Origin of the sequence: Nitrincola tibetensis (genome assembly GCF_003284585.1) — a bacterium.
Lineage (GTDB): Bacteria > Pseudomonadota > Gammaproteobacteria > Pseudomonadales > Balneatricaceae > Nitrincola > Nitrincola tibetensis.
The window spans coordinates 150,736-162,963 of record NZ_QKRX01000003.1 but is presented as its reverse complement, the minus strand read 5'-3'; the positions used below and the strand labels follow the sequence as shown (position 1 = coordinate 162,963).

General features: G+C 48.8%; 10 protein-coding genes. 7 read left to right on the top strand and 3 right to left on the bottom strand.

Annotation, left to right across the window (positions count from 1 at the left end; genetic code table 11):
- The first annotated feature begins 64 nt into the window (after positions 1-64).
- On the top strand, positions 65-1,606 hold the full coding sequence (gene glpD / locus DN062_RS05055; protein WP_112158168.1) for a glycerol-3-phosphate dehydrogenase: 1,542 nt from the start codon (positions 65-67) through the stop codon (positions 1,604-1,606).
- Between the two features lie 70 nt (positions 1,607-1,676).
- Here the strand turns inward: glpD and tdh are convergent, their stop codons facing one another.
- The 3 genes from tdh to DN062_RS05040 all read right to left on the bottom strand — a co-directional run bounded on the left by tdh (position 1,677) and on the right by DN062_RS05040 (position 5,943).
- Complete coding sequence (tdh, locus tag DN062_RS05050) at positions 1,677-2,699, bottom strand: L-threonine 3-dehydrogenase (protein ID WP_112158166.1); 1,023 nt, start codon at positions 2,697-2,699, stop codon at positions 1,677-1,679.
- A gap of 23 nt (positions 2,700-2,722) precedes the next feature.
- Complete coding sequence (locus DN062_RS05045; protein WP_112158164.1) at positions 2,723-3,916, bottom strand: glycine C-acetyltransferase; 1,194 nt, start codon at positions 3,914-3,916, stop codon at positions 2,723-2,725.
- A gap of 95 nt (positions 3,917-4,011) precedes the next feature.
- On the bottom strand, positions 4,012-5,943 hold the full coding sequence (locus DN062_RS05040) for a sigma-54-dependent Fis family transcriptional regulator (RefSeq protein ID WP_112158162.1): 1,932 nt from the start codon (positions 5,941-5,943) through the stop codon (positions 4,012-4,014).
- Positions 5,944-6,274: 331 nt separating this feature from the next.
- Between DN062_RS05040 and DN062_RS05035 the strand changes: the two genes are divergently transcribed.
- The 6 genes from DN062_RS05035 to DN062_RS05010 are packed head-to-tail and all read left to right on the top strand — an operon-like array spanning position 6,275 to position 12,217.
- On the top strand, positions 6,275-7,363 hold the full coding sequence (locus DN062_RS05035) for an ABC transporter ATP-binding protein (protein WP_112158160.1): 1,089 nt from the start codon (positions 6,275-6,277) through the stop codon (positions 7,361-7,363).
- A gap of 2 nt (positions 7,364-7,365) precedes the next feature.
- Entirely contained in the window at positions 7,366-8,466 is a 1,101-nt protein-coding gene (locus tag DN062_RS05030; protein ID WP_112158158.1) for an ABC transporter ATP-binding protein, read from the top strand.
- Positions 8,456-9,325 (top strand): carbohydrate ABC transporter permease, encoded by an 870-nt coding sequence (locus DN062_RS05025; protein WP_112158156.1) that lies wholly within the window; start codon positions 8,456-8,458, stop codon positions 9,323-9,325. Before DN062_RS05030 ends, DN062_RS05025 begins: the two co-directional genes overlap by 11 nt.
- Positions 9,326-9,339: 14 nt before the next feature.
- Positions 9,340-10,134 (top strand): carbohydrate ABC transporter permease, encoded by a 795-nt coding sequence (locus DN062_RS05020; RefSeq protein ID WP_036507717.1) that lies wholly within the window; start codon positions 9,340-9,342, stop codon positions 10,132-10,134.
- 11 nt (positions 10,135-10,145) lie between these two features.
- On the top strand, positions 10,146-10,418 hold the full coding sequence (locus tag DN062_RS05015; protein WP_036507715.1) for a DUF2160 domain-containing protein: 273 nt from the start codon (positions 10,146-10,148) through the stop codon (positions 10,416-10,418).
- 59 nt (positions 10,419-10,477) lie between these two features.
- Positions 10,478-12,217: an ABC transporter substrate-binding protein gene (locus tag DN062_RS05010; RefSeq protein WP_112158154.1), complete on the top strand. Its 1,740-nt coding sequence runs from the start codon at positions 10,478-10,480 to the stop codon at positions 12,215-12,217.
- The last annotated feature ends 11 nt before the right edge of the window (positions 12,218-12,228 follow it).

Sequence of the window (12,228 nt, the reverse complement as noted above, 5' to 3'; positions counted from 1 at the left end):
TTACTCAATATCGAAAGCATCGATAGGTGTTTTCGTTTTTTGAACCTTAAGTGTAGAGGCAAACATGGGCAACACGATTCAAGACCTTGTCGTCATTGGCGGTGGAATAAACGGTGTCGGTATTGCAGCAGATGCAGCAGGCCGCGGTTTATCGGTCACGTTAATCGAAGCATCAGACCTTGCCAGTGCCACATCTTCTTGGAGTTCAAAACTCATACATGGCGGCTTACGCTATCTCGAACATTATGAGTTTCGTTTAGTTAAAGAAGCCCTTGCCGAACGTGAAGTGCTGTTGAAAATGGCACCTCACTTGGTCACGCCTTTACGCTTCAAGCTCCCCCATCACTCAGGACTGCGTCCAGGCTGGATGATTCGAACAGGCTTGTTCCTCTATGACCACTTAAGTAAGCGCGTGTCTTTGCAAGCCTCTAAAGGTATTCGTTTTAACCCCGATAAGGGGCCTTTGCACCCCACATACACGCGTGGATTTGAGTATAGCGACTGCCGAGTGGATGATGCTCGCTTAGTCATTATGAACGCGAAGCTTGCTGAACAAAAAGGCGCTCAAATTGTCACTCGTCAAAGAGTAACCAGTGCTGTTAGAGAAGGGGATGTATGGCTAGTCGAGTTTGAAAACCAGCAAGGAGTACGTAACACCCTCCGTGCAAAAGCACTGGTCAATGCCGCGGGCCCTTGGGTCAGCCAAGTACTTAGCAAGGTTGAAAATACACAACCTGGAAAAGGGATACGTCTGGTCAAAGGCAGCCATATTATCGTGCCCAAAATTCATGCTGAAGAAGAGGCCTATATTCTACAAAACCAAGACGGCCGCATTGTCTTCGTTATCCCCTATTTAGACGATTACTCGCTCATTGGCACAACGGACGTTGATTATGTTGGCGATCCTCGTCATTCCGAGATAGATGACGATGAAATCGACTACCTTATTCGAATCACACGTGACTACTTCACCTATCCACTGACCCGAAATGACATCGTCTGGACCTACTCCGGCGTGCGCCCTTTAATGCAGGGCGAGCGCGAGGAAGGAAAAGCTGCCGCCAAGGTCACCCGTGACTATCACTTTGAAGTTGAAGATCGCCAAGGACAGGCTCCCCTGCTTTCGGTATTTGGTGGCAAACTCACCACCTATCGCAAACTGGCCGAAGCCGCCGTGAATGCCTTACAGACGTATTTTCCAGAGGCAAAACCGAGCTGGACGAATCAGGCCCGTCTGCCGGGTGCTGAAGGTGTGGCCTCACCTGAAGCCTATGCTATCGAACTGAAACGCGCCTACCCCTTTTTGGACACAGCGACTGCACGGCGATTGGCATCTACCTATGGCAGCCTCGCAAAACGCTGGTTAGCGAATGCACACCAGTTATCGGATTTAGGACGCCGTTTTGGCCCTCTATTTGAAAAAGAAGTTCGCTACTTGATTGAACACGAATGGGCCATGAGCCTTGAGGATGTCATCTGGAGACGGACTAAAACGGGAATCGGCATGACTGCAGATGTTCAGAAAGAGATATCTGAAATGATTCAAACCTATTTGGGGGTTGGGCAGAGTGAAGAATCTGGCGCTCAATTAACGGTTAGTGCTTAAGCAGCACCTACATTTATTCTATGTTGACTCACCGCTTAGGTGAATCAACATAGCCTAACAAATCAATAAATCACCACTCCAGAATCACCTTACCCGACTGCCCTGAGCGCATCACATCGAAGCCCTTTTGGAACTCGTCTACCGGAAAATGGTGGGTGATCATTGGCGTGAGATCCAGTCCTGACTGAATCAAGGCCGCCATTTTGTACCAGGTCTCGAACATTTCGCGACCATAGACCCCCTTGATCTGCAATCCCTTAAAAATCACCTGTGTCCAATCGATCTCCATATCGGAGGGTGGAATTCCAAGCATTGCGATCTTACCACCATGATTCATGCCATCCAGCATGCTCTTGAACGCTGAGGGTACACCCGACATTTCTAGACCGACATCAAACCCTTCAGTCATGCCCAATTCATGCATCACCTCATGCAAATCCTCCCGCATGACATTCAGGGTGCGCGTAGCACCCATTTGCTTGGCCAAGCCTAAGCGGTAATCGTTGACGTCCGTCACGACGATCTGTCTAGCACCAACATGTCTACACACGGCTGCCGCCATAATTCCGATGGGACCCGCTCCCGTAATCAACACATCTTCGCCAACCAGATCAAACGACAGCGCGGTATGCACGGCATTGCCAAAGGGATCAAATATAGCCGCCAGATCATCGGATATATTGTCTGGGATCTTGAAGGCATTGAACGCAGGAATGACCAAATACTCTGCAAACGCACCATCACGATTCACCCCAACACCGATGGTATTGCGGCACAAGTGTGTCCGACCCGCACGACAGTTACGGCAATGGCCACAGGTAATATGCCCCTCACCGGAGACACGATCTCCAATACTGAAGCCGCGCACCTCCTGCCCTATCTCAACCACTTCTCCAACATATTCATGCCCAGCCACCATTGGCACGGGGATAGTTTTTTGTGACCATTCATCCCAGTTATAAATATGGACATCTGTGCCACAGATGGCGGTTTTGCGGATACGGATCAACAGATCGTTGTGCCCCACAACAGGTGTTGGGACATCTGTCATCCAGATGCCTTGTTCAGGCTTCAGTTTAGCCAATGCTTTCATGATGACTCCTCAGATTGTCCGTATCAGATAATGTCCAGTGCACGACCCGCTTGAATAAAGGCGGCAATTGCTTTGTCCAGTTGTTCACGGCTATGTGCAGCTGACATCTGGACTCGGATACGCGCCTGCCCCTTAGGCACAACCGGATAGGAGAAAGCCACCACATAAATCCCTTCTGCCAACAACTGCTCGGCCAACTCTCCCGCTAGGCGCGCATCACCGATCATGACTGGAATAATCGCATGATCAGCACCCGCCAGCGTAAAACCCGCTTCAGACATCTGTTGCCGGAAGTGGCGAGCATTATCCCAGAGTTGCGATCTCAGATTGTCGCCCTGCTCAATCATGTCCATCACTTTGAGCGAGGCCGACACGATGGCTGGGGCCACAGAATTGGAAAACAGATAGGGCCGTGAACGCTGGCGCAAGAGTTCAATGACAGACTTTCTTCCCGTAGTATAGCCGCCGGACGCCCCACCGAGGGCTTTACCCAGTGTGCCAGTGATGATGTCGACTCGTCCCATCACTTCGCAGTATTCATGACTGCCACGTCCGCTTTCGCCCAGAAAACCAGTGGCATGGCAGTCGTCCACCATCACCATCGCACCATATTGCTCTGCCAGATCGCAGATGCCCTTCAGATTGGCAATCACGCCGTCCATCGAAAACACACCATCGGTTGCGATCAAGATATGACGAGCTCCGTCCTCACGTGCTTGCTTAAGTTGTTGCGCCAACTCAGCCATATCATTGTTCCCATAACGGTAACGTTTTGCCTTACACAGGCGAACACCGTCGATGATGGAGGCATGATTCAACGCATCCGAGATGATCGCATCTTCCGGCCCGAGCAACACTTCAAACAATCCACCATTGGCATCAAAGCAAGAGGGGTAAAGGATGCACGCCTCCATGCCAAGAAACTCTGCCAGCCGATTTTCAAGCGCTTTATGCCTATCCTGAGTGCCGCAAATAAATCGAACAGATGCCATTCCGAAGCCATGACTGTCGAGCCCCTCTTTCGCAGCACTGATCAGTTCCGGATGATTGGCCAGCCCCAGATAGTTATTGGCGCAGAGGTTGATGACATGACTGCCATCGGCAATCGAGACTTCGCCCTGTTGAGCGGAGGTGATGATGCGTTCAGCCTTGTACAGGCCATCCTTGCGAATCTGTTCCAACTCAGCGTCAAGTTGCTGGTAAAAAGCGTCAGACATTCCTATCTCCTTTATTATTAGAATGAGTCACGCAATAAGACTACCCCTCCAGATGCCAAAGAGTCCACCCTTCAATAACGTGGCACGTCTTATCATCACAGATTCAAATACTTATACACCGTATTGCGACTCACACCCGCTGCACGTGCGGTTTTGGAGACATTTCCACCAAATCGTTGATACAACTCAGGAATCAGCTCGGCTAAATTACGAGATGCATCCATCTCCTCCGAATCACCATCAGTGCTGTCCTCGTCAGTTTCTGAGTTGGGTGAAAGGCTAATATCCTCTAGAATATCGAGCGGTAAATGTTCGAGTTCGAGCAACTCGCCATCAGCCATGGCCAAGGCGACCTTCAAGACATTGACCAACTGCCGGACATTACCCGGCCAAGGATGAGACTCTAACAGCCTCTGAACCTCTAGGCTCATGCCCGCCGACTCGTATTCTCGGCAAATACGCTTAAAGATATATTGAATCAGGGCTGCTTTATCTTGCCGTTGGCGCAAGGGTAGGATTTCGAGATTGAGTCCGGCGATACGGTAATAGAGATCCTGACGGAAACGGCCCGCCGCGATTTCGTGCTTTAAATCTCGGTTCGTCGCAGACACCAAACGAATATCGACCGGATACGACTCAGTCGAACCGAGTGGGGTGACAATTCGATCCTGTAGCACTCGCAATAATCGTGCTTGAACATGGATGGGCATTTCACCAATTTCGTCTAAAAATAAGGTTCCTTTGTGCGCACGGCGGATCAACCCTTGGTAGCCACGACTGCTGGCACCTGTGAAGGCCCCTTTTTCATATCCAAAGAGTTCAGATTCGACCAACTCCGTTGGAATTGAGGCGCAATTCACCGCCACAAAATAGGCATTGGCTCGGGAACTATGGTAATGCAGAGAGCGAACCAACACCTCTTTACCTGCCCCAGTTTCGCCGGAGATTAAAATCGGAATGTCTTTTTCAATGATCTTCTTGGCCTGATGCAGGACTTTGCGTAAGGTGTCATCGCCCTGCTCTAGCTCGTCAAAGGGGATGACATCGTCTGGCAGCGAGTTGGTTAGGGCGGGTGTGGGCTGTGCTTTCGGTTGAAGTTGCGCTTTCGGTTGTTCATAGTTGGCATGCGTTCGATAATCCGGTAACACCAAGGCTAATGAAGGCTTGGCTGGAGGCTGGACGCGAACCCACACTCGAAAACGCCCTTGAACCATCAAGGATAAAGGCACCGTGGCAGGCTGATTGATAAGATCTCGAACCCGGCAGCCGAACAGCGCTTCAACGTTCATCAACGCCAAGTGATCCGTTAACATAATAGACGCACGTCGATTGGACGAAATAATCACCCCTTCCGAATCGATCACGACCAAGGCTGCCCAATGGCTGTCCAAGCTGCGCGTGTGAGTACTAATGGTTAAGATATGATAGCTGTCTTGAAAAGCACTCAGTATCAGTTGATTTTCAACACACAACGACATGAGTTTGACCAACCCCAGCGTATGGTCTTGAGGTAAATAGGCATCTGTGGAGATATCGAGCACCCCCACCAACGATTTTTGCGTATCGAATATAGGCGATGCCGACCCCGCCATAAATCGGTTGGCACGCAGAAAATGCTCATCGCGATTGACTTGCACCGCTTGCCCCGTAGCGAGCGCCGTTCCGATGGCATTGGTTCCCACCCCTTCTTCTTTCCACAAGTGACCGGGTAAGAGGCCATGCTGCATCCGAGGTAAAAAACGAGAAGCTCCCCAGGTATTGAGTACCTGCCCTCGGCTATCGGCCAAAACGATGATGCAGGAGGAGTTCGTCAGAATATTTTCGTAATAGGGCAAGACCTCACTTTCGGTTGTTTTAACCAAATTGTGATGCTGATCAAGCAGCGCTGATACATCTCCGACTTGGGTGTCACCAAAATCTGGATTACTCCCATGTGACAAGCCATAGGACTCACAACGATACCAAGAAGCTTCTATCACCTCTTTATGAGACAAGGAGGACTCATCTGTTTCAGATACTGGGTGCATAAGCGCTGTTCTTTTTATTATGAATTAGGATCACGTGACCCCTAGAGGATTTCCCTAGTTTGAAAGCAAACGAACAAAATGTAAAGCCACTTTGATCAATTGTGTTCACAGTCAACATAAATGAACACAATTGATCATTTGTGAACGGATAGTTAACAGTTTCGAACGTCCCTTAATTCTTACCCTATCTAAATACACTCCGACAAAAACAATACAAATCAAACGATTAAAAATAAAAAACACAATTTTATTTTTGTGGCACGGTCTTTGCTTTTTCTATTGAGATTCTTACCCAGTCGTCATAAACATAACAATAACTATGGGTGTAAACATGTCCTTAGTGTTAGAAAATGTAACGAAAATCGTTGAGGGACAGACTTGGGTTTCTAATATCAACATGACATTAGAACCTGGCTCCTTTAACGTTCTGCTTGGCCGAACGCTTGCAGGCAAAACCACTTTAATGCGTTTAATGGCAGGTCTCGACAAGCCCTCTGAAGGCCGTATCATCATGAATGGTGCGGATGTGACGGGCAAGCCTGTTAGGGAGCGTAACCTATCGATGGTTTACCAGCAGTTTATCAACTACCCCAACTTAAGCGTATTTGAAAACATCGCCTCCCCTTTGCGTCTCGCCAGAATGTCTGAGAAAGAGATTAAAGAGCGCGTCTTTGAAACGGCAAAAATGCTGCGCATCGAGCCCTTTTTAAAACGGCTTCCCCTTGAGCTTTCAGGAGGGCAGCAGCAGCGCACGGCAATGGCAAGGGCCTTGGTGAAAGATGCCGAGTTGATCTTATTTGATGAGCCCCTAGTCAACCTCGACTATAAATTGCGTGAAGAACTTCGTGAAGAGTTACGCAGCCTATTTAGACAACGCAACTGCATTGCCGTCTACGCGACCACAGAGCCGAATGAAGCCCTCGCATTAAGTGGAAATACCGCAGTGCTTCATGAAGGACGGCTCTTGCAGCATGGCAAAACAGCCGAGGTCTATCATCGTCCAACGTCTATCGAAACAGCGGTGATGTTTTCAGAGCCACCGATGAATATCGTCAAAAGTAAAGTCACCGAGAGTGAAGTGACCTTTGATGAGACGGTGCATTTCCAACTGAACAAAGATTTAAACCATCTCACACCAGGTATGTACAACCTCGGTGTCCGCGCATCGCATATCGGCTTAGTCCCGCATGCGGACGACGACCTTGAGTTACCCGTCAGCGTTGACCTAGCTGAAATTAGCGGATCAGAGACCTTTTTGCATGTGCGCAATGACCATCTTTCCTTAGTTTTACATTTGCCGGGGGTTCATGAGTATGCTGTCGATGAAAAAATCACCATCTATTTTCCGACGCACAAACTCTACGCCTTTGACTTGCAGGGTCAGTTGATCCATGCACCCGCCCGTATTTCAGGAGTCTAACCATGGCTGAAATCGTCTTAAATGCCCTCGCGCATACCTATTCCAAAAAGCCAAATGCTCCTCAAGACTATGCCATACGGCAAATGAATCAAGTCTGGGAGCAAGGGGGCGCTTACGCCCTACTCGGACCATCAGGCTGTGGTAAATCGACCCTACTGAACATTATCTCAGGCTTGCTTGAACCCTCTGACGGCGAAATTCTATTTGATGGTGTCAAGGTCAATAGCTTACCTCCTGAGGAGCGCAATATTGCTCAGGTGTTTCAGTTTCCGGTGATTTACGACACCATGACCGTGTTTGATAACCTCGCCTTCCCGCTGCGGAATATGAAAACACCGACACACTTAATCCAATCTAAAGTCCATGAAATTGCCGACATACTGGAGCTCAGCCCTCTACTCCATAAAAAAGCAAAAAACCTAACCGCTGATGAAAAGCAGAAGGTCTCCATGGGGCGCGGTCTGGTTCGGGACAATGTGTCCGCCATTTTATTTGATGAACCCCTGACGGTGATTGATCCACAGTTAAAATGGAAACTGCGGCGCAAGCTCAAGCAAATTCACGATCAATTCAATATCACCATGATTTACGTCACCCACGATCAACTTGAGGCCGCCACCTTTGCCGATAAGATTGCAGTGATGTATGAAGGTCAAATCGTGCAATTTGGCTCACCCCACGAACTCTTCGAAAATCCAAAGCACACCTTCGTTGGCTATTTTATTGGCAGCCCGGGGATGAACTTTATTAACGTTCAACTTGAAGAGCAGCACTTCATTTTTGAAGACATGAAATTGAAGGTGCCCGAAAAGATTCTAGACAAGATTCAACACTTGCCCTACGAATCGATCAAGCTCGGCATACGCCCAGAGTTTGTTCATGTGTGGGACAAAAAGAATGATGAAGCCTATGAAGTCGATGTGATTGACAGTGAAGACCTTGGCACTTACCACATCATGACCTTCAAACTCAGAAACCAACTGCTCAAAGCACGTTTACATGAAGATCAACGCATTCCTAAGCACAAGGCTTGGATTAGTTTTCCTGACCAGTGGCTGAAGGTATACGTGAACGAATACCTCGTGGAGGCTGATGATGAATAAAATCGAAAATAATAAAGCCTGGTTCCTAGTGCTGCCGGTCTTCATACTGGTCGCTTTTTCCGCGATCATCCCCTTGATGACCGTTGTGAACTACTCGGTGCAAGATGTATTCGACACCAATACTCGTTATTTTGTCGGTACCGAGTGGTTCAAAGCAATTTTGAATGATGCAGCACTACAAAGTGCTTTAATGAAGCAGTTTATGTTTTCGTTTACCACGCTCAGCATCGAAATCCCCTTGGGAATCGGTATCGCGTTGCTCATGCCAAAGCGAGGGATGGCAGCGTCTCTGTGTCTCGTGTTAATTGCACTTCCCCTACTCATACCCTTGAATGTGGTGGGTACCATTTGGCAGATTTTCACACGCAGTGACATTGGTCTGATGGGCTGGAGCCTGCGCGAAATGGGCGTCGCCTATAACATCTCACGCAACCCAGTAGATGCCTGGGCCACCATTATTCTGATGGATGTTTGGCACTGGACACCTCTGATTGCCTTGCTTTGTTACAGTGGATTGCGCTCTATCCCCGAAGCTTACTACCAAGCTGCGCGCATTGACCGTGCCTCTCGCTGGGCTATTTTCCGCTACATCCAATTGCCCAAGCTAACCAATGTTTTAATCATCGGTATTTTACTGCGCTTTATGGACTCGTTCATGATCTACGCCGAGCCCTTTGTCTTAACCGGTGGCGGCCCGGGCAGCTCAACCACCTTCTTAAGTCAGGCACTGACGACCATGGCTATCGGCCAGTTTGATGTTGGACCTGCAGCGGCCTTCTCGATTATTTACTTCTTGATCATCTTAGCCGTGAGCTGGGTGTTCTACACCACCATTATGAACATGCAAAAAGAAAAATAATAAAGGATCGCCTTATGAAATCCCGTATCGCGCTAATTGTGTACATTCTCTTTATTTTGCTGCCCATCTATTGGTTATTGAACATGTCGTTCAAAACCAACCAAGAGATCCTAGGTGCCATCACCTTTTGGCCGCAAAACTTCACCTTTGAGAATTATCAAAAAATTCTAACAGACCCGAGCTGGTACAAAGGCTACATAAACTCAATGATCTATGTGTCCCTCAATATGGTCATTAGCTTAACCGTTGCCTTGCCCGCAGCCTATGCGTTCTCTCGCTACAAATTTGTGGGCGACAAACACCTTTTCTTCTGGCTGTTAAGCAACAAAATGGCACCACCAGCCGTATTTGTTCTGCCTTTCTTCCAGCTCTATTCATCCGTCGGGTTGTTCGACACCCACATCGCGGTGGCGCTTGCCCACTGTTTATTCAACATCCCGCTTGCCGTATGGATTTTGGAAGGCTTCATGAGCAGTGTGCCGAAAGAAATTGACGAAACGGCTTACATTGATGGGTACAGCTTTCCACGATTCTTTGCCAAGATTTTTATCCCTCTGATCGGCTCAGGTATCGGTGTGACGGCCTTCTTTTTATTCATGTTTTCGTGGATTGAATTGCTCCTCGCCAGAACCTTAACGGCGACAGAGGCCCAGCCTATTCAGGTCATTATGACCCGTACCGTTGGCGCATCTGGTATTGACTGGGGAGTCTTAGCCGCCGCCGGCGTACTGACCATTATCCCCGGTATTTTTGTGATTTACTTTGTTCGTAACCATATCGCTAAGGGCTTTGCCCTCGGTCGAACCTAAGGAGACATATCATGAGCTGGATGGTTTGGACCACGCCCACAGCAGGCTTTTTTATCGGTATCGGGCTGATATTGGCAAGCATGTCGATTTGGCAATACGTTTCGCCCTCAATTGAGCGCAAAGGGTTTCTTCCGATTAAAACCACACGTGGAGACCGCCTATTTATTGGACTCTTAACCAGTGCCTTTATTCATTTAGGCATTGTTGGATTTACCGACTTATCAATTTTAGTAGCCACAGCCATTTCCGCCATATGGATGGCGATCCTGATGCGCTGGGGTTAATGAAAACCAGGACGGACCAAAATTGAAAAGGACGTCGTTTTAATAAAAATGAGGTGGATATGAAAAACAATAAAACCATGCGCCTTTCTGTTCTTGCGGCCAGCTTATTATTTGCCAGTGCGCAATTGCATGCCCAAGCGGATCAGTATCGAGCTGCCGCAGAGCGATGGATCGATAGCAACTTCCAACGCTCTACATTAAGCCGAGAAGAGCAGTTGGCTGAACTCGAATGGTTTATTAAAGCCGCTGAGCCCTTCCGTGGTATGGAAATCAGAACCGTCGCCGAGGGTTTAACCACTCACGAGTATGAAGCGAATGTGCTGGCCAGAGCCTTTAGTGAAATCACGGGCATCAAGGTGACGCACAATATCATCAGTGAAGGGGATGTTGTTGATACCATGCAAACCCAGATGCAATCGGATCGAAACATTTACGATGCGTTTGTGAACGACTCCGATGCCATCGGTACCCATCTTCGTTACGGTAAGACCATCGCGATTTCGGATGCGATGGAGAACGAATGGAAAAACTACACCCTGCCCACCCTGGATCTCGAAGATTTCATCGGTATTCAATACACAACAGGGCCCGATGGCAAAATCTACCAACTGCCGACTCAACAGTTTGCCAACCTCTACTGGTTCCGTGCTGACTGGTTTGAACGTGAAGACCTGCAACAGCAATTTAAAGAAAAATACGGTTACGATTTAGGCGTGCCTTTAAACTGGTCGGCCTATGAAGACATTGCGGATTTCTTCACTAACCATGTAAAAGAAATCGATGGTGTGCGCGTCTACGGCCACATGGATTATGGCCGTCGTGATCCGTCGTTGGGGTGGCGCTTCCATGACTCCTGGCTATCCATGGCGGGCATGGGTGACCCTGGCGTTCCCTTTGGTAATCCAGTGGATGACTGGGGTATTCGTGTCAATGAAACCGGAAATCCTGTGGGCTCTAGCGTATCTCGTGGTGGTGCCACCAACTCACCCGCGGCTGAATACGCCGTGCGTAAAATGGTGGAATGGCTACGCGATTACGCACCACCTGAAGCACAAGGCATGACCTTTGGCGAGGCTGGCCCCGTTCCTGCACAAGGCAACATTGCACAACAAATCTTTTGGTACACCGCGTTTACGGCGGATATGACAGATCCAGCATTACCGGTTACCGATGATGAGGGGAACCCAAAATGGCGTATGGCGCCTTCTCCTGTTGGCCCGTACTGGCAAGAGGGGATGAAAGTCGGTTATCAAGACGTGGGGGCTTGGACCTTCTTTAACTCAACTCCCGAGGACCGTCGCACAGCGGCTTGGTTATGGGCACAATTCACCGTTGCTAAAACAACGTCACTGGAAAAAACCATTCGTGGTTTAACGCCGATTCGCCGTTCTGACATCGAATCCGATGCCATGACAGAATTGGCCCCTAAATTTGGTGGTTTAATTGAGTTTTACCGCAGCCCAAATGAAAACATGTGGACACCGACTGGCACGAACGTCCCTGACTACCCACGCTTGGCACCACTCTGGTGGCAAAACCTTGCGCCAGCTGTCAGTGGCGAAATTTCGGCTCAGGAAGCACTGGATAACCTAGCGGCAGCGATGGACAACACCATGATGCGTCTAGCACGTGCCAATGTCTTTTCACAATATGCCCCAGTATTGAATGAACCAAGAGACCCTGAGTATTGGTTTGCTCAACCAGGCGCACCCAAGCCGCGCTTAGAGAATGAAAAAGAGCAAGGCCGCACACTGCCTTATGACGAATTAATGGCCAATTGGTTAGAAGCGGGGAATTAATTGTAAGTGGA